General features: G+C 66.5%; 22 protein-coding genes. 8 read left to right on the forward strand and 14 right to left on the reverse strand.

Annotation, left to right across the window (positions count from 1 at the left end):
• Complete coding sequence (gene mobB / locus EV687_RS08985; RefSeq protein WP_122231821.1) at window positions 1–555, reverse strand: molybdopterin-guanine dinucleotide biosynthesis protein B; 555 nt, start codon at window positions 553–555, stop codon at window positions 1–3.
• A complete protein-coding gene (gene moaA / locus EV687_RS08990) occupies window positions 552–1,550 on the reverse strand; it encodes a GTP 3',8-cyclase MoaA (RefSeq protein WP_122231867.1) in 999 nt (332 codons plus the stop codon). The genes mobB and moaA overlap by 4 nt, the downstream gene beginning before the upstream one ends.
• Window positions 1,551–1,904: 354 nt before the next feature.
• On the opposite strand from moaA, the gene EV687_RS08995 reads away from it, so the two are divergent.
• The 4 genes from EV687_RS08995 to mog are packed head-to-tail and all read left to right on the forward strand — an operon-like array spanning window position 1,905 to window position 5,132.
• Window positions 1,905–2,153: a MoaD/ThiS family protein gene (locus EV687_RS08995; protein ID WP_122231822.1), complete on the forward strand. Its 249-nt coding sequence runs from the start codon at window positions 1,905–1,907 to the stop codon at window positions 2,151–2,153.
• 10 nt (window positions 2,154–2,163) lie between these two features.
• On the forward strand, window positions 2,164–3,246 hold the full coding sequence (gene mobA / locus EV687_RS09000; RefSeq protein WP_242612557.1) for a molybdenum cofactor guanylyltransferase MobA: 1,083 nt from the start codon (window positions 2,164–2,166) through the stop codon (window positions 3,244–3,246).
• A gap of 2 nt (window positions 3,247–3,248) precedes the next feature.
• A complete protein-coding gene (locus EV687_RS09005) occupies window positions 3,249–4,517 on the forward strand; it encodes a molybdopterin molybdotransferase MoeA (RefSeq protein ID WP_165392816.1) in 1,269 nt (422 codons plus the stop codon).
• A 15-nt stretch (window positions 4,518–4,532) separates the two neighbouring features.
• Complete coding sequence (mog, locus tag EV687_RS09010; protein ID WP_122231824.1) at window positions 4,533–5,132, forward strand: molybdopterin adenylyltransferase; 600 nt, start codon at window positions 4,533–4,535, stop codon at window positions 5,130–5,132.
• On the opposite strand, the gene fdhE is transcribed toward mog, so the two are convergent.
• From fdhE to EV687_RS09035, 5 genes are all read right to left on the reverse strand, one after another.
• On the reverse strand, window positions 5,133–6,032 hold the full coding sequence (gene fdhE, locus EV687_RS09015) for a formate dehydrogenase accessory protein FdhE (RefSeq protein ID WP_122231825.1): 900 nt from the start codon (window positions 6,030–6,032) through the stop codon (window positions 5,133–5,135).
• Entirely contained in the window at window positions 6,029–6,682 is a 654-nt protein-coding gene (locus tag EV687_RS09020) for a formate dehydrogenase subunit gamma (RefSeq protein WP_122231869.1), read from the reverse strand. Before EV687_RS09020 ends, fdhE begins: the two co-directional genes overlap by 4 nt.
• A gap of 11 nt (window positions 6,683–6,693) precedes the next feature.
• A complete protein-coding gene (gene fdxH / locus EV687_RS09025) occupies window positions 6,694–7,626 on the reverse strand; it encodes a formate dehydrogenase subunit beta (protein WP_122231826.1) in 933 nt (310 codons plus the stop codon).
• Entirely contained in the window at window positions 7,623–10,715 is a 3,093-nt protein-coding gene (gene fdnG / locus EV687_RS09030; RefSeq protein ID WP_122231870.1) for a formate dehydrogenase-N subunit alpha, read from the reverse strand. The genes fdxH and fdnG overlap by 4 nt, the downstream gene beginning before the upstream one ends.
• A gap of 603 nt (window positions 10,716–11,318) precedes the next feature.
• Window positions 11,319–11,918 (reverse strand): nitroreductase family protein, encoded by a 600-nt coding sequence (locus EV687_RS09035; RefSeq protein WP_122231827.1) that lies wholly within the window; start codon window positions 11,916–11,918, stop codon window positions 11,319–11,321.
• 473 nt (window positions 11,919–12,391) lie between these two features.
• On the opposite strand from EV687_RS09035, the gene EV687_RS09040 reads away from it, so the two are divergent.
• Both EV687_RS09040 and EV687_RS09045 read left to right on the forward strand, forming a co-directional pair.
• Window positions 12,392–13,096, forward strand: coding sequence for a tetratricopeptide repeat protein (locus tag EV687_RS09040; RefSeq protein ID WP_130466479.1), 705 nt, complete (start codon window positions 12,392–12,394; stop codon window positions 13,094–13,096).
• A gap of 74 nt (window positions 13,097–13,170) precedes the next feature.
• Window positions 13,171–13,587: a VOC family protein gene (locus tag EV687_RS09045; RefSeq protein WP_122231829.1), complete on the forward strand. Its 417-nt coding sequence runs from the start codon at window positions 13,171–13,173 to the stop codon at window positions 13,585–13,587.
• 51 nt (window positions 13,588–13,638) lie between these two features.
• Here the strand turns inward: EV687_RS09045 and EV687_RS09050 are convergent, their stop codons facing one another.
• Both EV687_RS09050 and EV687_RS09055 read right to left on the reverse strand, forming a co-directional pair.
• Entirely contained in the window at window positions 13,639–14,787 is a 1,149-nt protein-coding gene (locus EV687_RS09050) for a M48 family metallopeptidase (protein ID WP_122231830.1), read from the reverse strand.
• Window positions 14,787–16,169 carry a DUF898 family protein gene (locus EV687_RS09055; RefSeq protein ID WP_122231831.1) on the reverse strand — a complete coding sequence of 461 codons (1,383 nt, stop codon included), beginning with the start codon at window positions 16,167–16,169 and terminating at the stop codon, window positions 14,787–14,789. The genes EV687_RS09050 and EV687_RS09055 overlap by 1 nt, the downstream gene beginning before the upstream one ends.
• Before the next feature lie 380 nt (window positions 16,170–16,549).
• On the opposite strand from EV687_RS09055, the gene EV687_RS09060 reads away from it, so the two are divergent.
• Window positions 16,550–18,025 (forward strand): mechanosensitive ion channel, encoded by a 1,476-nt coding sequence (locus EV687_RS09060; protein WP_122231832.1) that lies wholly within the window; start codon window positions 16,550–16,552, stop codon window positions 18,023–18,025.
• 207 nt (window positions 18,026–18,232) lie between these two features.
• The gene (locus EV687_RS09065; protein WP_122231833.1) at window positions 18,233–19,027 is read left to right on the forward strand and encodes a YoaK family protein; all 795 of its coding nucleotides are present in this window, start codon (window positions 18,233–18,235) and stop codon (window positions 19,025–19,027) included.
• Between the two features lie 157 nt (window positions 19,028–19,184).
• Here the strand turns inward: EV687_RS09065 and EV687_RS09070 are convergent, their stop codons facing one another.
• The 5 genes from EV687_RS09070 to EV687_RS09090 all read right to left on the reverse strand — a co-directional run bounded on the left by EV687_RS09070 (window position 19,185) and on the right by EV687_RS09090 (window position 24,386).
• The gene (locus EV687_RS09070; RefSeq protein ID WP_122231871.1) at window positions 19,185–20,441 is read right to left on the reverse strand and encodes a THUMP domain-containing class I SAM-dependent RNA methyltransferase; all 1,257 of its coding nucleotides are present in this window, start codon (window positions 20,439–20,441) and stop codon (window positions 19,185–19,187) included.
• 107 nt (window positions 20,442–20,548) lie between these two features.
• A complete protein-coding gene (gene rpoN, locus EV687_RS09075; protein WP_122231834.1) occupies window positions 20,549–22,105 on the reverse strand; it encodes an RNA polymerase factor sigma-54 in 1,557 nt (518 codons plus the stop codon).
• 7 nt (window positions 22,106–22,112) lie between these two features.
• Window positions 22,113–22,907, reverse strand: a complete 795-nt coding sequence (gene lptB, locus EV687_RS09080; protein WP_122231835.1) for an LPS export ABC transporter ATP-binding protein — start codon at window positions 22,905–22,907, stop codon at window positions 22,113–22,115.
• A complete protein-coding gene (lptA, locus tag EV687_RS09085; RefSeq protein WP_122231836.1) occupies window positions 22,904–23,581 on the reverse strand; it encodes a lipopolysaccharide transport periplasmic protein LptA in 678 nt (225 codons plus the stop codon). Before lptA ends, lptB begins: the two co-directional genes overlap by 4 nt.
• A gap of 145 nt (window positions 23,582–23,726) precedes the next feature.
• Window positions 23,727–24,386, reverse strand: a complete 660-nt coding sequence (locus EV687_RS09090; protein WP_122231837.1) for a thiol:disulfide interchange protein DsbA/DsbL — start codon at window positions 24,384–24,386, stop codon at window positions 23,727–23,729.
• Between the last annotated feature and the right edge of the window lie 95 nt (window positions 24,387–24,481).

Below are 24,481 nucleotides of genomic sequence, written 5' to 3' on the forward strand. Positions count from 1 at the left end.
TCAGCGTGGGGCCAGGCCCTGGTGGCGGCAGATGAAATCGGCCACGGCCGCCACCTCGTTGAGCGGCAGCCAGGCCAGCGACTGTGGCGCGCCGGGCAGCCGGGGGCCATCACTGGCGACGGCGACGCAGTCGAAGTCCGGCTGCGCATGCAGCGGCGGCTGCCCCAAGGCGGGCCGGAACACCTCGATGCGCGGGATGGCTTCCTGCTTGAAGCCTTCGACCAGCGTCAGATCGGCCGGAGCCAGCCGTGCCAGTTGCTCGGCCAGGGAGGGTTCGGGCCGGTCGCGCAGCTCGTGCGCGATGGCAAAGCGATAGGGCGAGGCGACCATCACCTCCTGCGCGCCGGCGGCGCGGAAACGGGCGCTGTCCTTGCCCGGCGGCTCGAGCGGGATGTCGTGGTGGCTGTGCTTGATGACATTCACCCGCAGGCCGCGGGCCAGCAGAATGGGCAGCATGGCCTCGATCAGCGTGGTCTTGCCGCTGCCCGAGCGGCCGGCCAGACCGAACACACCGGCCAGGCGGGCCGCATCCACCGATTCGCGCGCCACGTTCATCCTCCGGTCTGCGACATGAAGCGCACCACGCGCTCGCGCCGGGTGTTGAACTCGTGGCGTTCGGGCTTGGCGGCAATGCCGGCCTCGATGGCTGCCAGCAGCGCCGCATCGTCGGCGCCCGCGCGCAGCAGGCGCCCGAGCGGCACGCTGTCCTCCTGCCCCAGGCACAGGTGCAGCGTGCCATCGACCGTGAGGCGCACGCGGTTGCAGGTCTCGCAGAAGTGGCGCGACATCGGTGTGATGACGCCCAGCACCGACGGCCCGTCGTCCCCGGCCGTCCAGTAGCGGGCCGGGCCGCTGTCGCTGGTATCGAGCGCCGGCACCAGATCAAAGCGGGCCGCCAGCTCCGCGCCCTGCCTGGTGAGGTCGGCATGCTGGAACTGCTGGCCGGTGCTGCCGATGGGCATGTTCTCGATCAGCCGCAGGATGAAACCATGCTCGAGCGCATAACGCAGCAGGCGGATCATCTCGGCCTCGGGCATGTCGGAATTGACCACGCAATTGAGCTTGATGGGCGCAAAGCCGACACGGACGGCCTCGCCCAGGCCTTCGAGCACATCATGCAGGCAGTCGCGCCCGGTGATGGCCGCGTATTGGGCGACATCGAGCGTGTCGAGGCTGACGTTGAGCCGCTTCACGCCAGCGGCCCGCAGGCTGGCCGCATGGCGCTTGAGGGTGGTGCCATTGGTGGAGAGCGACAGGTCGCGCACCTGCGGCATGGCGGTGATGCGCGCGGCCAGCTCGGCAATCCCGCGGCGCATCAAGGGCTCGCCACCGGTCAGCCGCACCTTGCTCACGCCCAACTGCACGAAGAGCCCCACCAGTCGCGCCATTTCTTCATGGCGGAGCCAGTGGGCAGGCTCCTCGAAGCCCTTGAAATCCTTGGGCATGCAATAACTGCAGCGCAGATCGCAGCGGTCCGTGACGGAGACGCGCAGATAGCTGATCCGGCGACCATAGGTGTCGATCAGTTGCGCAGTGGGGGCATCCATCATCGCTGGCATATCTTCCGGACCGGCCTGCCGATGCAGCGAGACCGGCATTCTGTGGATTTCGTCTGGCTTCCCTGGTCTTGCGGCAGGTTCTTGTCGTGGGCTGTCGGGGCAGTGCTGCCAGCTAACGGCAGAGCCGCCAGTGTAGCGGCGGCCGGGTGGTTCCGCGCTGCGCGACATGCAAAACCCCTTGTACAACCAGCGATAAGCGCCCGTTCAACGAGGAGGGACCACGCTGTCTCCACACGAGAGCATCTTCACGATCTTCGGGAGGACAGGTTCCGGGCGCCACGGCCCTTGGCGACCGATGGCAAAATTGGCCTGCACCAGCCATCCGCAACCAACCCCTGCTCCCCAATGATCACCATCACCTACTTCGGGCCGCTCAAGCAGTTGCAGCCCGCCGGCACCGAGACGCTGGACTGGCCCGGCGGCAGCACCGAGGAACTGCTGGCGCAACTGCGCCAGCGCGGTCCCGACTGGGCCGAGGCGCTGCAGCCCGGCCGCATTTTCAAACTCGCGCTCAACCAGCAGCTGCTGCACGCGCCCGCGCTGGTGCGCGACGGCGATGCGGTGGCGATTCTGCCGCCGGTGACCGGTGGCTGAGGGCGGCGCGATGTTCAGCGTGCGCATCCAGACCGAGCCGATCGTGCTCGATCACGCCTGTGCCGACACCAACCCTGGTGCCGGGCCGGCGCGTTGCGGCGCGGTGGTGCGCTTCGTCGGCCGCGTGCGCAATGACGCGCGCGGCGCGGCGCTCAGCCACCTGGTGCTGGAGCACTTTCCCGGCGTCACCGAGGCCGAGATCGAACGCATCGCGGCGCAGGCGTGCCAGCGCTGGCAGTTGCAGCGCGTGCAGGTACAGCACCGCGTCGGCCGCATTGGTGTCGGCGAGGCCATCGTGCTGGTCGAGACCGCCAGCGCGCACCGGCGCGACGCCTACGAGGCCAATGCCTTCGTGATGGATTACCTCAAGACCGAGGCACCGTTCTGGAAGCAGGAGTGCTTTGCCGACGCCAGCGCGCACTGGGTGGAGGCCAAGACCAGCGACCAGGCCGCGCGGCAGCGCTGGCAAACCGGCGCGCGCCGCATCGGCGCGCTGGTGCTGGCCGGCGGCGAAGGTCGCCGCATGGACCGCCGCAACAAAGGCCTGCAGTCCTTGCACGGCCAGCCGCTGGTGCGGCACGTGGTGCAAACCCTGCGCCCGCAGGTTGACTGGCTGGCCATCAGTGCCAACCATGACCTTGCCGCATACCAGGCACTGGGCCTGCCGGTCTTCAGCGACGAAGCGGCGCTGCTGGGCAAGGGCCCGCTGGCCGGCCTGGCCAGCGCATTGCCGCACATCCCTCCCGACCTGGACGCGCTGCTGATCGCCCCTTGCGACACACCGCTGCTGCCGACGCAACTGGTGGCCCGGCTGGGGCAGGCGCTGTTCGCGCCCGGCGCGCCGCCGGCCGTGATGGCCGCCACCGCCGACGGCCCGCACCCGAGCATTCTGCTGCTGCGGCCGGCGTTGCTGCTGAGCCTGCCCCGGCACCTGCAGCAGAGCGAGGACCGGAGCCTGCGCGGCTGGCTCGCGCACAGCGGATGCGCCCGCGTGTTCTTCGATGACGCGCAGGCCTTCATCAACATCAACGACCTGCAGACGCTCGCGCACCTGCAGACCACCGCTGCGGCGGCACCCCTCTCCCATCCATGACCATGTCACAAGACCTGCTCGACTACCACGACGCGCTTGCCACGCTGCTGCAGACGCACCGCCCGATCTCCCGCACCGAGCAAGCCCCGCTGGCCGAACTCAATGGCCGCGTGCTGGCGCAGGATGTGGCCGTGCGCTTCGACGTGCCGACCTTCGACAACAGCGCGATGGACGGGTACGCGATCCATGGCGATGACCGCCGGCACTGGCAGGTGCAGCACCGCATCGCCGCCGGCGATGCCGCCACCGGCCTCACGCTGCAGCCCGGCAAGGCCGCGCGCATCTTCACCGGCGCGCCAGTGCCCGCCGGCACCACCTCGGTGGTGATGCAGGAGCACGTCGCACGCGGCGCTGACGACCGCATCACGCTGATCGACGGCACGCGCATCAAGCCCGGCCAGCACATCCGCCGCCAGGCCGAGGAGTTGCAGACCGGCACAACGCTGCTGCGCCAGGGGCAGCGCCTAAACCCGGCCACCATCGGTCTGCTGGCGATCCAGGGCTACACGCACGCGCCGGTGCTGGCGCGGCTGCGCGTGACGGTGTTCTCCAGCGGCAACGAGCTGGTGCCGCCCGGTCAGCCATTGCAGCCCGGCCAGATCTACGACAGCAACCGCATCATGCTCATCACCTGGCTGCGGGCGCTGGGTTTCGAGGTGCACGACGGCGGCGCGCTGCCCGACCAGCTCGCCGCCACCCGCACCGCGCTGCAGCAGGCCGCGCAACACAGCGACACCATCCTGTGCTCGGGCGGCGTCTCGGTGGGCGAGGAAGACCACCTGAAGAACGCGCTGACCGAGGTTGGCACACTGATCCAGTGGCGCCTGTTCATCAAGCCGGGCAAGCCCTTCACCTGGGGTCACATCGGCAAGGGTAGCGGCCATGGCAATGGCAATGACAATGACAATGGCGACGGGGCCTGCCGGGTGTTCATGCTGCCGGGCAACCCGGTCTCCAGCCTGGTGACCTTCCAGCAACTGGCACTGCCGACGCTACGCCGGCTGAGCGGCCTGCCCATCGAGCAGGCCCGGCCGTTGCAACTGCAGGCCAGCGCCGACTTCCGCCGCGACGAACCCGAGCCGAGGCGCGAGTTCGTGCGCGTGGTGCTGCGCCAGCATGAGGCCGGCTGGCAGGTCACGCCGGTGGCGCAACAGGGCTCGAACATGCTCTCGGGCGCCGCGCACGCCAACGCGCTCGCCGAAACCCCGCCCGGCGCCCGCGTCGCCCCTGGTGACCGGCTGACGGTCTACCCGCTCTTCGAGTTGCTCTGAGGGGGAGGACGCGCGATGAACACTTCCACCGCTCCCGCCCCGACGCTCGCCACCGTGCGCATCGGCCTGGTCTCGACCAGCGACCGCGCCAGTGCCGGCGCCTATGTCGACGAAGGCATTCCCGCCCTGCGGCAATGGCTGGGTCAGGCCGTGCGCAACCCGCTGCACTTCGAGGAACGCCTGATCCCCGACGAACAGCCACTCATCGAGGCCACGCTGATCGAGCTGGCGGACCGGGCGCATTGCGATCTGGTGCTGACCACCGGCGGCACCGGCCCGGCGCCGCGCGACGTCACGCCCGAAGCCACGCTGGCGGTGGCCGACCGGCTCATGCCGGGTTTTGGCGAGCAGATGCGCCAGATCAGCCTGCACTTCGTGCCGACCGCCATCCTGTCGCGGCAGGTCGGCGTGATCCGCGGCCGCACGCTGATCCTGAACCTGCCCGGCCGCCCGCGCGCCATCGCCGAGACGCTGGGCGGCCTCAAGAACACCGAAACGGGCGAGGTGATCGCCCATGGCATCTTCGCGGCCGTACCCTATTGTCTGGACCTGATCGGCGCGGCCTGCATCGAGACCATACCCGAGGCCTGCCAGGCCTTCCGGCCCGGGAAGTGATCAACCCGGCAGTGCGAACGGGTTGAAGCCGCTGCGGCCGAAACCCTCGGTCTGCGCGGCATCGTCGAGCACCAGCGACGCCAGATCATCGGCGACCACCTCGGCGTGCTGGTCGCGCTCGCAGGAGATGACCTTCAGGTAGCCGCCGCAGGCACCACAGGCCTCGGCACGGATGCTCGCCTCGGGGCTGTCGAAGCTCAGGTAATCGAGTTGACCGGCGTCACCACAGTTTGAGCACTTGGCCCGCACCATGTGCCACTCGCACTCGCACATCGCGCAGTGCAGGTAGCGCAGGCCTTGGCGTTCGCCGGTGTGAATGAGGCTGGCAACCGGTGCCGTGCCACACACCGGGCAATGGGCCGACTCCTGCTCTGCGGGGGCGGGCAGCGCAACCTGCCGGGCCGCCTGCGCCACCGCCAGCGACAGCGCAGCCCAGAGAAACGGCGCAATGGCCTGGTCGACCTCGGCAAACGCCCCTTCGGCAAGGCGAACCGCGGCCTGCCGACGCTCGGCCTCTGGCATGGCCGCCAGCGCATCCAGGTGCGCCGCAGCCGCAGCCGGTGCCTGCGGGCGCACACGTGCGATCAGCCGGTCCAACAGCGCGGGCCAGTCGCCGCCGCGGGCGATGGCAGGCAGATCCACTGCCGTGGTGACAGCCGCCGGGGCGGTGTCCGAAGCAGCGGAAGGCACGGGCACGGGTTCTGCAGCCTGCGCCGCTTGACCATCGGCCACGTCGGCGGCAAGACGCAGATAGTCGGCCAGCTCATGGCCCTTGGCCAACTCGCGCAGCCGGGCCGCGCGCCGGGTGTAGAGCGCCGCCAGTTCGGGGCGCAGGATGGGATCGAAATGGCGGGTGGCCTCTTCGAGCGGGATCGCGGTGCGCAGAGGCACCTCGCTCATGCCTTGCTCCCGCGCGCCTTGGCCTCTTGCGCATCGAGTTCCTCGGCCCAGCGGTCATGGTGCTGGCGCACCCAGGCCCTGGAGACATAGCCGGTGGCCATGCCGGTGATGGAGCCACGCACCCAGATGGCCAGGTAGATATGGCCGAGGATCAGCAGGATCAGCCCGATGCCGGCAATCGAGTGCGCCAGGATCGCCAGGCGCAACACCGGGATCGGGAAGAATTCGGCGAAATAGGCCCGCCACATGATCAGCCCCGAGGCCAGCAGCACCACGATGGAGAGCATGATGAGCCAGAACAACACCTTCTGGCCGGCGTTGTACTTGCCGATGCGCAGCGGCTGCGCATGGTTGTTCAGGATCACACCCTTGACGTTGCGAAACCAGATGCCGTCGGTCTTCGCCGGCAGGTTGTACTTGACGAAACGCACGAACATGAAGCACAGCCCGGCGAACACCGCAATGCCGAAGAACGGGTGCAAAACGCGCGCCATCTGTGGTGTGCCGAGAAAGGCGCTCAGCCACGAAAAGGTCGGGAAGAACCATGAAATCCCCGAGGTGGCGGCCAGGAAGAAGCAGAACACGATCGCCCAGTGGCAGAGCCGTTCTGGGAGCTTGGTGCGCAGGATCCGGTCTTTTTTGCTGCTCATGGTCTTGCTCCTCATTGCGCGGGATCGCGTGCCAGCGGCTTTGCATCGTCCCCGGCGGTGCCCTCGGGGCTGCCATCGGGCTGCTCATCCTCATTGATGCTGTTGGGGCCGACACCAATGAAGTGCGCGGCCATCGCACCCACCGCCACGGCGCCGGCCACGGCGGCGGCGGGCTTGAGCACGTCTTTCCAGCCCTCGACCACGGAACTGATCTTCGGGTCCTTGGGCAAGCCGGCATAGCGCTGCGGGTCGTCGGCATGCTGCAGCACGTACATCACGTGCGTGCCGCCCACGCCCTGCGGGTCGTACAGGCCGGCGTTGTCAAAGCCGCGCTCGTTGAGCTCGGCCACGCGGGTCGCGGCCAGGTCCTTCATCTCCTGCTTCGAGCCGAACGAGATCGCGCCGGTCGGGCAGGTCTTGGCGCAGGCCGGGGCCTGGCCGACTGCCAGGCGGTCGGAGCACAGCGTGCACTTGTAGGCCTTGTTGTCCTTCTTCGAGATGCGCGGCACGTCGAAGGGGCAGCCGGCCACGCAATAGCCGCAGCCCACGCACAGGTCGGACTGGAAGTCCACCACGCCATTGGCGTACTGCACGATGGCGCCGGGCACCGGACAGGCCTTGAGGCAGCCCGGGTCTTCGCAGTGCATGCAGCCGTCCTTGCGGATCAGCCACTCGAACTTGCCGGCCTCGTCTTCATGCTCGGTGAAGCGCATCAGCGTCCAGCTGTCGGGCGAGAGGTCGCGCGGGTTGTCGTAGACGCCCACGTTTTCCTCGACCTCGCCGCGCAGGTCGTTCCATTCGTTGCAGGCGACCTGGCAGGCCTTGCAGCCGATGCAGGTCGTCACGTCGATCAGCTTGGCGACCTCCATCTGGTGGTCGCGCACATGCGGGGCGGGCGTCAGCGCGTTGGTGGCCGAGCGGCGCACGATGTTCTGGGAGTTCATGCCAGCGCTCCTTCCAGTTTCTCGACATTGACCAGAAAGGCCTTGAACTCGGGGGTCTGCGAGTTCGCATCCCCCACCCCCGGCGAGAGGGTATTGGCCAGATAGCCCTTGCGGGTCTCGCCCTCGAAGCCCCAGTGGCACGGAATGCCGATCTGCTGCACTTCCTGCCCGGCGACATTGAGCGTGCGCATGCGCTTGGTGACCACTGCCTTGGCGGTGATGTAGCCGCGCTTGGTGGTGACCTTGACGGTATCGCCGTGGCGGATGCCCTTCTCCGCCGCCAGCTTCTCGCCGATTTCGATGAACTGCTCGGGCTGCAGCATAGCGTTGAGGTGGCTGTGCTTGGTCCAGTGGCGGAACAGTTCCGTCACCGAGTAGGTCGTCGCCACGTACGGGTAGTCGTGGCGGTTGCCCATGCGCTGCGCGTCGTTCTGGAAGATGCGCGCCGTCGGATTGTGCGTCACGCTCGCATGCAGCGGATTCTTGGCGATCGGGCTTTCCACCGGCTCGTAATGCTCGGGGAAGGGGCCGTCGTTCATGCCCTTCTCGGAGAACAGGCGTCCCAGCCCCTCGGGCAGCATGATGAAGGGTGCCGCAGGCGCGCCGGGCGGGATGTTGACCGGGAAGTCAGGCACGTCGGAGCCCACCCATTTCTCGCCGTTCCAGTGCAGGATCTGGCGATCCGGATCCCACGGCGTGCCATCCACGTCCATCGAGGCGCGGTTGTACAGCAGGCGGCGGTTGGCCGGCCAGGCCCAGGCCCAGCCCGGCGTATTGCCCAGACCGCTGTCGGTATTGTCCCGGTTGGCCATCTGGTTGCCTTTTTCCGTCCAGGAGCCGGTAAAGACCCAGCAATAGCTGGCGGTGCTGCCGTCATCGCGCAACTGGGCGAAGCCATCGAGCAACTGTCCCTTGCGCAGGAGCAGCCGGCCGCTGTCGTCGTACACGTCCTCGAGCGCGTAGCCGTTGGCCTCCTTGGCCATCTCCTCGGGGTGCGGGAAATAGGGATCGTGGTAGGTCTCGTGATCCCAGGTCATGTGCAGCACCTGCTCGGGGCAGGCGCCGCCCTCCTCCTCGTAGAGGCGGCGCAGCTCCATCATGATGCCGCCGAGGATCTGCGGGTCGTGGCGCGCCTCGCCCGGCGGCTGCTGGCCGGCGAAGTGCCACTGCAGCCAGCGACCGGAGTTGACGATGGCGCCATCTTCCTCGGCAAAGCAGTTCGAGGGCAGGCGGAACACCTCCGTCATGATCTCTTCGGTCGGCACGTCGTTGAATCGACCCTCGTTGCGCCAGAAGTTCGAGGTCTCGGTCACCAGCGGGTCGATGACGACCAGGAACTTCAGCTTCGACAGTGCCTTGGAGGTCTTGTTCTTGTCGGGCATCGCCGCCAGCGGGTTGAAGCCCTGCGCGATGTAGCCGTTGACCTGGCCGTCGTACATCATGTCGAAATAGGCCAGCATGTCATAGCTGCGGTCCCACTTGGGCAAGAGGTCGAAGTCGAAGTCGTTGTCCTTCGTCGCGTGCCTGCCGTACAGGTTCTTCAGCAGCGAGATGAAGAACTTGGGCGTGTTCTTCCAGTAGTTGACCTGGCCGGGCAGCATGTCCTTGGGCGTGGTCTCCTCCAGATACTGCGCCAGCGTCTGCTGGCTGTCGGAGGGCAGATTCATGTAGCCCGGCACCCGCAATGACAGCAGGCCCAGGTCGGTGTAGCCCTGGATGTTGGAATGCCCGCGCAGCGCATTCACGCCGCCGCCGGCCATGCCGATATTGCCCAACAGCAACTGGATCATCGCCGAGCCGCGGATGATCTGCGCGCCGCCGGTATGGTGGGTCCAGCCCAGCGCGTACAGCCAGGTCAGCGTCTTGTTGCGAGCCGAGCAGGAGCCGATGATCTCGGCGATCTGCAGGAAGTCCGCTTTTTTCACACCGGTGATCTCCTCGACCATCTCCGGCGTGTAGCGGTCCACATGCTTCTTGAGCAGTTGCAACACCGAGCGCGGATGCGTCATCGACAGGTCGCGCAGCGCATCGCCACTGGCATCGCGCTCATAGGTCCAGGATGACTTGTCGTAGACCTTGGTGGCCGCATCGAAGCCCGAGAACACCCCCTCGTCAAAGCCGTAGTCCTCACGCACGATCAGCGTGGCATTGGTGTAGGCACGCACGTACTCGTGCTGGATCTGGTCGGTCTCGAGCAGATAGCGCACCACCCCCATCAGGAAGGCGGTGTCCGAGCCGGCACGGATCGGTGAGAATATGTCGGCCACCGAGGCCGTGCGGTTGAAGCGCGGATCGACCACGATCACCTTGGCCTTGTTCTTGATCTTGGCCTCGATCACCCACTTGAAGCCCACCGGGTGCGCCTCGGCCGGATTGCCCCCCATCACGATCACCACATTGGCGTTCTTGATGTCGACCCAGTGATTCGTCATGGCGCCGCGCCCAAAGCTCGGCGCCAACGCCGAGACAGTGGGCGCATGGCACAGCCGCGCCTGGCAGTCCAGGCCCAGCATGCCCAGCGCGCGGGCGAACTTGAAATCCAGCACGCCGGTCTCGTTCGATGCTGCCGAAGAGGCCAGAAAGCCCGACGACAGCCAGCGATTGACCAACTGCCCCTTCTCGTTGCGCGCGATGAAATTCGCGTCGCGGTCATCCTTGAGCAGGCGGGCAATGCGCTTCGTGGCATCCTCCCACGAAATCTTCACCCACTCCTTCGAACCGGGCGCGCGGTATTCCGGGTGCGTCAGCCGGTTCTTCGAATGGATCATATCCAGCAGCCCCGCCCCCTTGGGGCACAGCGAACCACGGCTGACCGGATGGTCCGGGTCGCCCTCGATGTGGAAAATACGCGGCTTCGCGTTCTTGGCGCCATCACCGAGCGAATACATCAGGATGCCGCAGCCAACCGAACAATAGGTGCAATTGTTGCGGGTTTCCTTGGCCCGCAACAGCTTGTAGGGCCGCACCGAGGCAGAAACCTGTGCTTCTGCCGTCGAGAGCCCCATTGCCGAGGCCGAGAGCGCCGCCGCTCCCGTTCCCAGGATTTTCAGAAATTGCCGCCGTCCGAGGTGGAATTTATTGCCATGCATGCTGACCACACCTGTTTTGCTGATGTTCTTGTGCACCATGGCACATCGTGGGCAGTGGCGTCGTACATTCTGGCAAACGGAATCGGACGGCCATTTATCCGCAGCAAAATGGCAATTCATTCAATAAATCGCCACGGATATCTTCCAAAACCATTTTCCAGGCGCACAAACACGCTCACCGGGGATATCTATTTTTAATATGCAACGTGGCGCGCACAATATCTGCAGGAAGACAGAATCGGGCATCACATTCGATGCGAATGATTGTCATCCATAATGATGCCGTTTTGGCCGCAGATCGGTGCGGGCTGTTTGCGCCGCAATTATATACATCCGAGTGTAACAATATCCCCGCGGGCCACTTGCCATGGCCCGGCCGCCGACCCGCGTCAGACCCCTGGCATGCCAGGAGCCGGGGCGGGGCCGGCAGTGGCCACACGCAAGAGCGCCTTGTTGTCCTGCCAATGCGCTGACACTGGCCGGGCGGCGCCCGCATGCCGGGATGATGCGGGTGCGCGCCGTTCACCCAGTCGTGCCGGCCCCATCGACTCCATCAATGAGCCAGGGCCAGGTCAAGCCGGAGCCGGGCCGAACACCTCCGCATCACGCGAAAACGCGGAAGCGCTCGGCATCGTCAATGAAGCTCTTGTCGCCAAAGCCTGCTTCGTTCGAGCCGAACGGCATCTGCGCGCGCAGCTTCCAGCTCGCAGGCAGGTTCCACTCCGCGGCCGCAGCGGCGTCGGGCAGCGGGTTGTAGTGCTGCAGGCTGGCACCGATGCCGGCGTTGGCCAGCGCCACCCAGACCGCGAACTGGGCCATGCCACCGGACTGCTCGGACCAGATCGGGAAGTTCTCGGCATAGGCCGGGAATTGCTGCTGCAGGCTCTTGACCACGTCCTGGTCTTCGTAGAACAGCACGGTGCCGGCGCCGGCGGCAAAGCCGTCGATCTTCTTCTCGGTGGTCGGGAAGGCGTCGGCCGGTACGATCTGGCGCAGTGCATCCTTGACCAGTTCCCAGAACCGCACGCTCTGCGCGCCATACAGGATCACGGCACGCGAACTTTGCGAGTTGAACGAGGACGGCGTCAGGCGGATGGCCTCCTGGATCAGCGCGGTGACATCCTGCTGCGGCAGCGGCAGCGATGGGCCCAGCGCGTACTGGGTGCGGCGGACTTTGATGGCATCAATCAACGAGTTGCTCATGGTTCATTCCCTTTCGATGGCAGAAACCGCCAAGCTTCGCCGCCGCCCCGATGGACGGCGGGATGAAGCCGGTGGACTTCAGATAACGGTCAATGGCGCCGACAATGCGGCATCACCGTCACTATATGGCTTGCCGGGATTAAATAAACCAGGCCATCCGAGTCACATCGTCTCACTTGCCGATCCAATCTGGCCGGCGGCCCATGCCTCATGGCCTCCCGCCCACGCTCTTTTCGCGGGCCACCACCTCCAGCGGTTCGGCTGGGCCATGAACAGGTTATTACACCCCTGCAGGACCATTGGGATTAGTATGGCTGGCAGTGCCAAGGCCCTTGAACGCACTGCATACTCATCGCCACCGGCACAATCATCATCACTCAGAAGGTTCATCGCGCATGTGGGATCGCATCAAACAGCTCTGGCACCGCAAAGCGCCACAGGCGTTACAGCTGTCTGAAGGCGAACAACGGATCATGCTGGAGCAGGCCACCCAAGCGCTGGCTGCTCAGCAATACGAACGGGTGGAGAACTTCGCGAACCGGCTGGTTGCCTCGGAATTCCCGGACATCGCCCAGAGCGGGCTGCGATTGATGGGCCTGCTGTATTTCCACCAGCAGCAGTTCGACCTCGCCCTGCCGTTCTTCGAGAAGCTTGCGCCGCAGACGGGCAACGCCAGTGACTGGTTCAACGTGGTGACGGCCGCCACGCTGGCGGGCGACCAGCCGCGTGCCGAGGCCGCCTTCGAGCAGGCCACCAAGGCCCACGAGAGCGGCGGCGAGGCGCAGGCGCTGAGCGTCCCGATGATGCACCACCTCTATGCCTGCGCGCTGCGCGACAAGGGCGGGTATGCCCAGGCCTTTGAACACGTGCAGGTGTTGCGCGCCATCTACGAGAAGCTGCACAACACCGATCCTCGATTCCTGGCGCTGCGCAACCTGCCACAGCTCGATGCCGTGCTGGAGATGATGGTGGACGTGCTGGCTCATTCGGGCGACATTCCCGAGGCCGTCGAATGGCTGCAGACCTTCGGCAGCCAGCTTGATGCCAATGGGCAGCAACTCGCGCTGCAGGCGATTGCGCGCCTGCAGGCCGTCACCAAGGCTGCGCCGCCCACCCGCGGAGCCGCTGCGGCAGGCCCGGCGCCAGAGCAGGAACAACAGCAGCCCCAGTCATCCTGATGCCGCTGGCGCTGGCGCTGGCGGCGTGGCGTCCGCTGTCATGGACAGCTTCCATAGAAAAGCGAGACCATTGAATGGATCAAAGAATCAGCATGATCACGCTCGGGGTTGATGACATCGGGAAATCCGCCTCGTTCTACGAAAACGGTCTGGGATTGCCGCGCCTCGAATCATCGCCAGAAGTGGCATTCTTCTCACTGAATGGCACCTGGCTCGGATTGTTCGGCAGGGAGGCCTTGGCCGAAGACGCGCAGGTCGCCTCCAAGGGCGATGGCTTCCATGGCTTCACCCTGTCCCACAATGTCGGATCTCCCGAAGAGGTCGACGCCCTGATGGACCAGGCACTGCAGGCCGGTGCGAGGCTGGTCAAAAAGCCCGGGGCAACCGCTTGGGGCGGTTACAGCGGATATTTCTCAGACCCCGATGGTCATCTGTGGGAGCTTGCGCACAACCCTCACTTCTGGATCGGACCGCCTGCGTCCGGTACCTAGGAGACTGGGAACCCGCTCCAAGCATGCACGCGGCATTCAGGCCGGCGCCGCTCAACGCAGGCGGCCGGTGGCCATGTCGCACTGCAAGGACTCGCCGCGCTGGAAGCCCGCCACACGCCCGCCGGCATCCGGGTGGGTCGACAGCCAGTCCAGCGCGCTGGCACTGCGGGACTGCGCCGTCTCTGCATCAACCTGCGTCATGCGCCCGAGAAGGCGTGCCAGCGGTAATGGAGAGAGCCGCTGGTGGCGCAGCAGGGCCAGCGCAAAGCAGTCGGCCTCGCGCTCGTGCCGGCGGCCATAGGCCAGTGACGTCAGACCCGTACCGGCCAGCGCCACCCAGCCGGAGACATCGCCCATGGCCAGGCTCAGCATGCCGCCGAGCACGCCCTGCTCGATCAGCTGGCGGCTCGAGTGGCGATGCAGCACGTGGCCCATCTCGTGCGCGAGCACACCCATCAAGGCCTCGTCGCCCAGGCCTTCGTGCTGCGCCAGCTCGACCATTTCGTCGGTCAGGATCATCAACCCCCCCGGAAACGCCAGCGCATTGGCGCCCAGGCCACGACGAAACTCCATGCGCCAGACCGGCTGGTAGCTGCCGTAGCGCTTCAATTGCGGCGGCACGGCCTGGCGCAGCGCCTCGAAGCGCGCCCGCAGCTGCTGCTGGCGCGAAGGCTCCAGACGGCTCGGCGCCAGGACATGGACATCGAGCCGGGTCAGGGTTTCGTCGGTGAGGCGTGTCTCCCAGCCGATGGGCACCAGGCGCGCCAGCTGCGTGGCCGCCGCCGGCGTGCCGTAGCGCAGGAACACGAATACGGCCAGCAGCGCCAGCGCCGTGAAGCCCAGCAGCACCCGCCAGCGCGTCTGCAGCCGTTCGGCCATGCGTGGCCGTCCACCGGCCTGCGCATAGGCGGCGTGCCACTGACACGCGTTCTGCACTTCCAGACTGCCATGCGCGCCCAGATCAACGGTCAGACGCTGCTGCATGTCGCCCTTGCCATAGGTCTGCGGCCACTGCACCTGCGCGTGGGCCAGGCGCAGGCCCTCGGCGCCCGGGGCCAGCGCCTGCACCAGCAACTGCGGCCCGGCCGCATGAGGCTCCATCATCAGCAGCACCGGCTGGCCGGCGCTGCTCAGGCCATCGAACCACAGGGCCCGGAGGGCCCGGCCTGGCGTGGTGGTGGCTTGCTGCGCGTGCACCATCAGCCCACGATGTCGAAGCCGGCGAAATCGGCGATCGCGTCGGCGAAGGCGCCGCCCTGCTGCTGAATCACCAGCAGGCTCTTGACCTGCGTGACGCCGCCGCGGATGTGCACCGAGGTGGAATCCCACTTGGCACGGTACTCGCGCACCCGCGCGAACGGGCGATACAGGCCCAGCGTCAGCATGGTCAGCAGCCAGTTCTGCAGGCGCAGCCAGACGAAGCCCCACACCCCCAGCGTGCTGCGAAAGCGCGCCAGATCGCTGATGCCAACGCTGCTCCAGACCAACCGGTGCACGCGTGCTTCCCGGTAGGCCAGTGCCACGGCGGCAGCGAAATAGAGCATGAAGAATGCGATGAGCACCACCACCAGCACCAGAAAGACCAGCTGGCGCCACCAGCCTTCGACGCGCTGGTGCAACGTGTCGTCGCCCTCATCCCACGCATCGCCCCCCTGTCCTGCCGAGGCCCCTTCCAGCGCGGCCTCTCCATCGGCACCAGGCGGCTGGCGGCCCGGTGATTGCAGCGCCGTCTCGTCTGCCACCAGCCACTCCATCAGCACCTCATGGACCTGCGTGGCGCGGGTGAGGTGATACAAGCCCACTCCCAGGCTACAGAGCACGCCGGCGAAGATCAGTGCCGTCACCAGCCAGATCCTGACGAAATCGGCGTAGCGCGCCTTCCAGACGCCGCCTTCCTCGCCCAGGTAGGTGCGCTGCACCAGCAGGCGCCGATAGTTGTAATCCACCCGCACCAGGCACAACCAGCTCACCACCGCAGCCAGCGCCACCAGCGTCCAGCCGACCGCGCCCATGCGGATGGCCGGCTGCTCCTGCGGGTCCTCCAACAGGCTCGGGGCAGTGAAGGCCTGGATCATGTCGATGCCCACATAGACCAGGAACCAGCTGGCCGCGATAACGAATACCGGCCAGCTGGCCCAGTAGATCTCGCGCCAGCTGGTGCCAAAACGCAGCCGCAGGCCGCGCCAGCGCGTCGAGGTGATGCGAAAGCGCTTGGCACTGCCCCAGAGGAACGGCACGGCCAGCGCGACGCCCAGCAGCGCGGCGAACACCATGAAGGTGCTCTGGCTGTCGATGGCACGCCGAAACAGCAGGTAGAGGCCCACGAAGATAAAGAAGCCGATCACCATGCGCCGGATGCTGGCGGCGAACTCCAGCGGGCTGCGCGCGATCACGCTGTGGCCGAAGAAATACTCGGCGGTGCGCTTGCGCGCCCAGGGCGTGTAGATACCCAGCGTCAGCAGGGTCAGGATGACGTTGACGAACCAGACCCGGAAGTACTGCGGCCCCGAGCCGGTGAACTTGAGCGGGTAATCCTTGACGATGGCCTTGGGCGCAGCCGGTACATGGGCAGCAGGCGGCATGAGCGACGATCCTCCCTCCGCGCGGCGTTGGAATCGGTTTGTGGTGTGGCCACGCGCCCGCCAATTGTAATAAATCGTAGAAATCTTTTACAAATTCCCATTCATCCCAAGGGCATTGGCATGACCGGGCAGCAAACTGACACAACTGTGCCCAATTCGTTTAGCATCGGTGCGTTCGTGCATCAGGCGAAGAATTTCGGTTCATGACCTCTTCTGCCTCGCTATTGCTCTGCGGCATGGAGCCCATGCAAAGGGGCCGTGGACTTCTTGCGCCACCACAACCAGAGCCCGCATCACCGGCCACCACGAATCCGCTGGATGACTGGCAGCGCAACGCTTGCCATCCTTTCACACGGTTTTTCCGACAACAGGGAGTATTCATGAATCCATCCATCGCTGACCAATTGCGCCTCAGCCTGGGCAACTACCTGCCACTGCTGCTGGGCGCCATCGCCATCCTGCTGGTCGGCCTGGTGCTGGCGCTGCTGGTCAAGGCCGGCATCCGCAAGGCCCTGACGCTGCTGCGACTCGACGAGCGCCTCAACCAGCAGACCGCCACGCCGATCCAGTTCAGCGCCATCGCCGCCGCCACCGGCTTCTGGTTCATCATCCTGCTGACGCTGCTGGCCATGTTCAGCACGCTGCGCTTCGATGCGCTGTACCTGCCGTTCTCGTCCCTCGCCTCCGAGGTGATGCTGTACCTGCCGCGCATCTTCCTCGCCGGCGTGCTGGCGCTGATCGCCTGGGTGCTGGCCATCGTGCTCAAGCTGGCCATCAACAAGCTGACGGCCGCCACCCTGCTCGACGAAAAGCTCTCCGAATCCGCCGGCGTCAGGCCGATCGGCCTGATCCTGGGCGACGTGGTGTTCTGGCTGGTGCTGCTGCTGTTCCTGCCGGCCATCGTCTCGGCCCTGCAGATCGAGGGATTGACCGCCCCGCTGACCGATCTCACACAACGCTTTACCGCGACACTGCCCAACATCTTTGCCGCCGCCGTCATCGGCTTTGCCGGCTGGCTGCTGGCCAAGGTGTTGCGCGGGCTGACCACCAACCTGCTGGCCGCCGCGGGCGCCGACGGCCTGGGCCTGCGCCTGGGGCTGCCGGCCGACATCCGCGTCTCGCGCCTGGTGGGCACGCTGGTGTTCATCTTCGTCATCATCCCCACCATCATCGCGGCGCTGGATGCGCTGCGCATCGCCGCGATCTCCGACCCAGCCGTGGGCATGCTGGCACAGTTCATGGCCGCCGTGCCCAACATCTTTGCCGCCGCACTCATCCTGCTGGTGGCCTGGCTGGTGGGGCGCGCCGTCTCCAGCCTGCTCGCGCGCCTGCTGGACAACCTCGGCTTCGACCGTCTGCCCGAGCGCCTGGGCCTGCGCGTCTGCACCGATGCGCAGGACGGCTGCCACCGCTACCGCCCTTCTGAACTGGCCGGACGCCTGGCCTGGTTCTTCATCCTGCTGTTCGCCAGTGTCGAGGCCGCCAACCGGCTCGACTTCACCGGCGTGCGCGACCTGCTGGTGGTGTTCATCGACTTCGGCGCCGATGTGCTGCTGGGCAGCGTGATCCTGATCGTCGGCTACTGGCTGGCCGAGCTGGTCGCGCGCGCCATCGTGCAGGCCAATGCGCAAAACGTGGTGCCCGCACGCATCGCGCGCATCGCCATCCTGGCGCTGGTGCTGGCCATGGGGCTGCGCGCCATGGGCATTGCCGATGACATCATCAACCTCGGCTTCGGGCTGATCCTGGGTGCGGTGGCCGTGGCCATCGCGCTGGCCTTCGGTCTGGGCGGACGCGAAGCCGCCGGCAAGCTGGCCCAGCGCTGGGTCGACAAGTACCTCGGCGGCAAGGACTGAAAACCGGCATCGCCCAAGCCAAGCCCTGCACCCGCAGGGCTTTTTTGTGTGCATGGCGGCACAAAACGCCGCCGTGCCCCCCGCACCGGCAACCCCCGCCATTGCTGGAACAGGCCAAACTGTTCAGAATGGCAGGTTGCGCCCGAGGAGCTGCCGATTGCGGCCGATGCGGGCCGGCAGGATGGCTGGTGGAGGCAGTTTCTTTCCGTGAAATTCTCAAACTCTTGGCATTACGTGCGGCGGCTCACCGGACGTAACCGGACCCCGCACAACAACCGCACGCTCGGCGTGGTACTGGCCTTCGTGGCCGGCGCGGCCAATGCCGGCGGCTTTCTGGCGGTGCAGCAGTACACCTCGCACATGACCGGCATCGTCTCGACCATGGCCGACGCCATTGCGCTGGGCACCTATGAGCTGGTGTTCTCGGGCATCGGCGGGCTGTTCTCCTTCATCGCCGGCTCGGCCTGCACGGCCATCATGGTCAACTACGCGCGGCGCCACCGCCTCGAGAGCGAATACGCCATGCCGCTGCTGCTCGAGGCATTGCTGCTGATCATCTTCGGTGCGCTGGGCACCCGCCTGCATGGCGTGCAGGGGCCGCTGTGGGTGCCCATCACGGTGGTGCTGCTGTGCTTCATCATGGGCCTGCAAAATGCCGTGGTCACCAAGCTCAGCGGCGCCAAGATCCGCACCACCCACGTCACCGGCATCGTCACCGACATCGGCATCGAACTGGGCAAGATGCTGTACTGGAACCGCTCGCAGTTCTCCGACGAGCGCCGCCGCGTGCGCTCCGACCATGCCCAGCTGAACCTGCTGGTGCGCATGCTGCTGAGCTTCTTCGCCGGCGGCGTGGCCGGCGCGCTGGGCTTCAAGCACGTCGGCTACATCTCGACCGTGCCGCTGGCACTGATCCTGGTGCTGCTGGCCTTTGCCCCGGTGCTCTACGACCTGCGCATCGCGCTGCGCCACTGGCGACACTGGCGCAGCTGGCGGCCCTGAGAGGCTGTTCACGATCTTCCGTGAGTCACGCGGGAAGTCAAAATGCAGTGGGCAAGGCGGGCAAGGCCGCGGACGCGGTTTTCAGGTGCAATCCGAAGGGCATGGCGAGACTTTGAACACACCCTGAGGGCCTCTCATGCCAGTTTGCGCGCCACCATCAGTCACCCTGCTGGCGAGGGCTGGCTGGCCCGCGCGCCGTCAGGTCAAAGCGGAACAACCGGCATTCGATCGGGCCATTCCACATCGGCACCCGGCGCGTTTCCTTGAGCCGCAGCTTGCCAGGCAGCTTGAGGTCCGGCGTGAGCATCCAGGCCGTCCAGCCGCCGTAGCAGGTTTTCCAGTGACTGGCGAGCTGAGCGAAAAATTCGCCGCCATCGCCACCGTCGGTGAACTCCCGCGCGGTGAAGCCGAGTTGCCGACGCTCGGCGAGATTGTGGCCGGCCTGGCCGGCTGCGGCAATGCGCTCTCCATAAGGCGGGTTGAGCAGCATCACGCCCGGCGTGGCCACCGGCGGCTGGCGCTGCAGCGCATCGCCGCCGCGCAGCTGCAAGACCTGCGCCACACCGGCCCGCTCGGCGTTGCGCCGCGCGAAGTCGACCATGCGGTGCGCGATGTCACTGCCGAAGATGCCGACTGGCGCGCTTTGCTCGGCCGCCCGCGCCTCGGCCTTGAGCTGCTGCCAGAGCGCCGGCTGGTGCGGCAGCAGGCGCTCGAACCCAAAACGCCGGCGCAGGCCCGGCGCAATGCGGCAGGCGATCTGCGCGGCCTCGATGACGATGGTGCCGCTGCCGCAGCAGGGGTCGTAGAGCGACTGGGGCTGCTCGCCATGCGGATCCCAGCCGGTGGCGGCGATCATCGCGGCGGCAAGGGTTTCCTTGAGCGGTGCATCGCCCTTGTCCTCACGCCAGCCGCGCTTGAAGAGCGGCTCGCCGCTGGTGTCCAGATACAGGGTGGCCTGCTCGGCCTGCAGATGCAGGTGGATGCGCACGTCCGGCCGCTGCGTATCGACGCTGGGGCGCTGGCCGCAGCGCTCGCGGAACTGGTCGGCCACGCCGTCCTTGATGCGCAGCGCGGCAAAATTCAGGCTCTTGAGAGGGCTTTTCTGCGCGGTCACCTCGACCTTGATGGTCTGCGCCGGCGTGAACCAGGCGGCCCAATCCACACCGGCTGCGAGTGCATAGAGATCATCCTCGCTGCGGTACGGCGCCTGCGCCAGCTCGACCAGCACGCGCTGGGCGATGCGGCTGTGCAGATTGAGCTGCAGCACATGCTGCCAGCGCGCCGCCGGCAGCTGCACGCCGCCGCGCAACACCCGCACGGCCTCGCCTGCGAGGCCGGTGATGCGGCGCACCTCGTCACCGAGCAGAGGCTCGACCTGGCCGGCACAGGGAAGAAAAAGCGGCAGAGAATCCATCAGGGGCATGACTGGGCGCCAGCGGCGCATCGGAATGGGGTGTTGAAGGAAATGGCGGAAGGCCGGCCACGCAATGCCTGGCCGGCGGGCCGGCAGGAGCCCATCGCTCACAGGCTCTTGCGCAGATTGGCCGGGGCGATGCGCATGGCCTCGCGATACTTGGCCACCGTGCGGCGCGCGCATTCGATGCCTTGCTCCTTGAGCAGGTCGGAGATCTTGCTGTCCGAGAGCGGCTTCTGCGGGTTCTCTGCAGCGATGAGCTGCTTGATCAGCGCCCGCACCGCCGTGCTCGAGGCACTGCCGCCAGTCTCGGTGTCCAGGCCGGAGCCGAAGAAGTACTTGAGCTCGAAGGTGCCGTGCGGCGTGTCCATGTACTTGGCGGTGGTCACGCGCGAGATGGTCGATTCGTGCAGGCCCAGCTCGTCGGCGATCTCGCGCAGCACCATCGGGCGCATGGCCATCTCGCCATGGATGAAGAAGTTCTTCTGCCGCTCGACGATGGCCTGCGAGACCCGCAGGATGGTGTCGAAGCGCTGCTGGATGTTCTTGATGAACCAGCGCGCCTCCTGCAGGCGCTGCTGCAGCTCGCCGCCGCCGGCATTGCCGCGCAGCGCGTTGGCGTAGACCTCGTGCACCTTCAGGCGCGGCATCACCTCGGGGTTGAGGCGCACGGTGAACTCGCGACTGGCCGCGCTGCCGCGTCCGCTCGGACGCACGATCACGTCGGGCACGATCACATTGCGCTCGACATCGGCAAAACGCCGGCCCGGCTTGGGTTCGAGCCGCGCGGTGAACAGCAGCGCAGTGCGCACCTCGTCCTGGCTGGCACCGGTGAGCTGCGCGAGCTGGCGGATGTCGCGGCGCGCCAGCAACTCCAGCGGCTGCGCGCAGACCAGCCGGGCCACCTCGAGCGCCCGGAAGTCGCCCTCGAAATCCTCGGAGCGCTCGATGGCGCGGATCTGCAGCTGCAGGCACTCGGCCAGACTGCGCGCGCCGACACCGGCCGGCTCCATGTTGTGCAGCAGGTTCAGCGCCAGCTGGAAATGGTGCAGCAGTTCGTCGACCTCCTCGACGCTGCGCGCCAGCGGCAGCGCCAGATCCTGCAGATCGTCCTCCAGATAGCCGTCCTCGTTGAGCGATTCAATCAGGTAGTCGAGTGCGCAGCGGTCGGCCGCATCGAGGAAGAATTCGCCCGCCTGGGCATGCAGGAAATCGGTGAGCGAGACATGCGCGCCCTTGATGTCGGCGGCATCGACGTCCTCGTCCGAACCGCCGGAGCCCGACGAGCCGCTGCCACGCGCCAGCGCATCGCCGCCCCACTCCCCATCATCGGCGGCCACGTCGATGGAGCCGTCGCCTTCCCAGTCGCTGGGCAGGTCGGTCGTCGGCGTCTCCGCCTCGGCCGCCTCGCCACTGCGTTCGGACTCGCCGGCACGCTCGCTCAACTGTTCCCCGGGCACCACCGGCGCATCGGCCTGCGCCACGCCAAAGGCCTCCGTCTCGGCCGCCTCATCCTGGACTTCGAGGAACGGATTCTCGTCGAGCATCTGCTCGACCTCCTGCTGCATCTCCAGCGTCGAGAGCTGCAGCAGGCGAATGGACTGCTGCAGCTGGGGCGTCAGCGCCAGATTCTGCGAGGTGCGCAAGGAGACTCCCAGCTTCATGGGCGGCTCACATGCGGAAGTTTTCACCCAGATAGACGCGTCGCACCTCTGGGTTGTCGATGATTTCCTGGGCGCTGCCATGCGCCAGTACCGTGCCTTCGCTGATGATGAAGGCGCGATCGCAGATGCCCAGGGTCTCGCGCACGTTATGGTCGGTGATCAGCACCCCGATGCCGCGCTCCTTCAGAAAGGCGATGCTGCGCTGGATCTCCATCACCGCAATCGGATCGACGCCGGCAAACGGCTCGTCCAGCAGGATGAAACGCGGTTGGGTGGCCAGTGCGCGGGCGATTTCGACACGCCGGCGTTCACCGCCCGAGAGCGCGATGGCCGGCGAGCTGCGCAGATGATCGACGCGCAGTTCCTTGAGCAATTGCTCGAGCCGCTGGTCGGTCTCGGCGCGCGGCAGGCGCCGGCCATCGGCGCCGACCTGCAGTTCCAGCACGGCCCGCACGTTTTCCTCCACCGTCAGGCGCCGGAAGATCGAGGCCTCCTGCGGCAGGTACGACAGACCGAGGCGCGAGCGCTGGTGGATCGGCAACGCGGCAATCGAGTAGCCATCGATGAAGATGTCGCCGGCATCGCTGCGCACCAGGCCGACGATCATGTAGAACGAGGTGGTCTTGCCCGCGCCATTGGGACCCAGCAGGCCCACCACCTCGCCCTTCTGCACATCCAGCGAGACGTCCTTGACGACCTTGCGGCCGCCATAGGACTTTTGCAGATGCACGGCCTGCAGCCCATGGCCATGCCCGGAAGCAGCCAGGCTGACGGCGGTGGCGGACTCGGTGACGGCATTCATTGCGGCTGTGCCTCCTCGCCGGATCCGAGCACCGAACTGGGCGCCAGCGCCGCAGGTGCATTGGGTGCAGTTGGTGCGCTTGCCGCAGCGGCAGCATCTCCACCGGCCGCGCCCGCTCCGCTGGTGCCGGTGGTGTTCGAGCCGATGACCGCGCGCACGCGCTCGCCGCGGCCCGCGCCACCCTGCGCCGCGCCGTCGACAGTGAAGACGCCGGTGCTGTTGTGGTAGACGATGACGGCGCCATTGATCACATCATTGAGCTTGCCGCCCTGGTAGCGGCGCAGTTCGGCGTTGCCCGCCAGGCGCACGCGATCAGCCTGGCTGTCGTATTCGATGCGCTGCGCTTCGGCCTCGACGGTCTCGGCCGGCGCGCCACGCTGCGTGTCGCGCTGCTGGCTGAAGAATGCGCGCTGCCCCGCTGCGGCCTCGATGGTGCCGTGCTGGCTGCCATCGGCAGCCTGCTTCACCGTCAATGTCTCGCCGCGCAGCACGATGGAGCCCTTGGTGAGCACTACCCGGCCGGAGAACACCGTCACCTGGCTGGCATCGTCATGCCGCAGGCTGTTGGCTTCGATGTTCATCGGCTGGTTGCGGTCGGACGCCAGGCCGAACGCTGCCGGGCTCAGCACCGCCAGCGACAGGCACCAAAGCAGGGCGAGAAAGGATTTTTGCATGGACGGCATGATTCTTGCTGTGGGTCGTTGGCCCATTGTAGCCGCTGATGTGCGGCATCCACGCCGCCAACATCAAAAGACCCGTCAATGACGGGTCCGTCGCGTTTGCTGTGCCCGGGGCCCGCAGGCTGCCGGGCAACCGGCATCAGCCAGCTTTCTGGCGCTCGATGGCCAGCAACTGCTCGGTCACGTCCAGCATCCGGCCCAGGCTGCCGGCCATCGTCCCATCGACGTAGTAGCGTCCGGCCACACCCAGCGAGGGCACACCCTCGATACGGAAATCGTTCTGCAACTGCGTGGCACGGCGCACCGAGTTGGCCACCGTGAAGGAGTTGTAGGTCTTCTTGAACTCCTCGACGTCGATGCCCACGCTCTTGGCCCAGTCGAAGATGGCCTCGTCCGAGTTGAGGCGCTTGCGTTCGCGGTGGATGGCATTGAAGGCTGCCGTATGGAAGCGGTCGAGCAGACCGAGGCCTTCGAGCGCGTAGTACAGCTTTTGCTGCGGCACGAAGTTGGCGTTCTGCTGGAAGGCAATGGGCACGCGGCGCACCGCCACGTCATCGGGCTGTGCCTTGACCCAGTTCGCGAATGTCGGCTCGAAGCTGTTGCAGTGCGGGCAGGAATACCAGAAGAACTCCAGCACCTCCAGCTTGCCCTGCGGCACATTGGTGTTGACCGGCTGGGACAGGCGGATGTAGTCCTTGCCCTCCTGCGGCGCCGCGCCTTGCGCCCAGGCCGGCACGGTTGCGAGCGCGCCGGCCGAGCCCAGCAACAAGGTGGAGAGGGAAAAATCGCGGCGATTCATGGAATAAGGGCTCCTCATCAAGGTCATTGGACGGCAGATGCCGGCGCCAAACATATGGCTTCGGCTCAAAACCTGTTCATGGAGTATGGCACCGG

Source organism: Corticibacter populi (genome assembly GCF_004217315.1).
In the GTDB taxonomy this organism is placed as follows: domain Bacteria; phylum Pseudomonadota; class Gammaproteobacteria; order Burkholderiales; family Burkholderiaceae_C; genus Lampropedia; species Lampropedia populi.

What these genes read in the sequence shown, in the direction of transcription:
- mobB (WP_122231821.1), bottom strand. Translation starts at nt 555, where the DNA reads ATGAACGTGGCGCGCGAATCGGTGGATGCGGCCCGCCTGGCCGGTGTG.
- moaA (WP_122231867.1), bottom strand. Translation starts at nt 1,550, where the DNA reads ATGATGGATGCCCCCACTGCGCAACTGATCGACACCTATGGTCGCCGG.
- EV687_RS08995 (WP_122231822.1), top strand. Translation starts at nt 1,905, where the DNA reads ATGATCACCATCACCTACTTCGGGCCGCTCAAGCAGTTGCAGCCCGCC.
- mobA (WP_242612557.1), top strand. Translation starts at nt 2,164, where the DNA reads ATGTTCAGCGTGCGCATCCAGACCGAGCCGATCGTGCTCGATCACGCC.
- EV687_RS09005 (WP_165392816.1), top strand. Translation starts at nt 3,249, where the DNA reads ATGTCACAAGACCTGCTCGACTACCACGACGCGCTTGCCACGCTGCTG.
- mog (WP_122231824.1), top strand. Translation starts at nt 4,533, where the DNA reads ATGAACACTTCCACCGCTCCCGCCCCGACGCTCGCCACCGTGCGCATC.
- fdhE (WP_122231825.1), bottom strand. Translation starts at nt 6,032, where the DNA reads ATGAGCGAGGTGCCTCTGCGCACCGCGATCCCGCTCGAAGAGGCCACC.
- EV687_RS09020 (WP_122231869.1), bottom strand. Translation starts at nt 6,682, where the DNA reads ATGAGCAGCAAAAAAGACCGGATCCTGCGCACCAAGCTCCCAGAACGG.
- fdxH (WP_122231826.1), bottom strand. Translation starts at nt 7,626, where the DNA reads ATGAACTCCCAGAACATCGTGCGCCGCTCGGCCACCAACGCGCTGACG.
- fdnG (WP_122231870.1), bottom strand. Translation starts at nt 10,715, where the DNA reads ATGCATGGCAATAAATTCCACCTCGGACGGCGGCAATTTCTGAAAATC.
- EV687_RS09035 (WP_122231827.1), bottom strand. Translation starts at nt 11,918, where the DNA reads ATGAGCAACTCGTTGATTGATGCCATCAAAGTCCGCCGCACCCAGTAC.
- EV687_RS09040 (WP_130466479.1), top strand. Translation starts at nt 12,392, where the DNA reads ATGCTGGAGCAGGCCACCCAAGCGCTGGCTGCTCAGCAATACGAACGG.
- EV687_RS09045 (WP_122231829.1), top strand. Translation starts at nt 13,171, where the DNA reads ATGGATCAAAGAATCAGCATGATCACGCTCGGGGTTGATGACATCGGG.
- EV687_RS09050 (WP_122231830.1), bottom strand. Translation starts at nt 14,787, where the DNA reads ATGGTGCACGCGCAGCAAGCCACCACCACGCCAGGCCGGGCCCTCCGG.
- EV687_RS09055 (WP_122231831.1), bottom strand. Translation starts at nt 16,169, where the DNA reads ATGCCGCCTGCTGCCCATGTACCGGCTGCGCCCAAGGCCATCGTCAAG.
- EV687_RS09060 (WP_122231832.1), top strand. Translation starts at nt 16,550, where the DNA reads ATGAATCCATCCATCGCTGACCAATTGCGCCTCAGCCTGGGCAACTAC.
- EV687_RS09070 (WP_122231871.1), bottom strand. Translation starts at nt 20,441, where the DNA reads ATGGATTCTCTGCCGCTTTTTCTTCCCTGTGCCGGCCAGGTCGAGCCT.
- rpoN (WP_122231834.1), bottom strand. Translation starts at nt 22,105, where the DNA reads ATGAAGCTGGGAGTCTCCTTGCGCACCTCGCAGAATCTGGCGCTGACG.
- lptB (WP_122231835.1), bottom strand. Translation starts at nt 22,907, where the DNA reads ATGAATGCCGTCACCGAGTCCGCCACCGCCGTCAGCCTGGCTGCTTCC.
- lptA (WP_122231836.1), bottom strand. Translation starts at nt 23,581, where the DNA reads ATGCAAAAATCCTTTCTCGCCCTGCTTTGGTGCCTGTCGCTGGCGGTG.
- EV687_RS09090 (WP_122231837.1), bottom strand. Translation starts at nt 24,386, where the DNA reads ATGAATCGCCGCGATTTTTCCCTCTCCACCTTGTTGCTGGGCTCGGCC.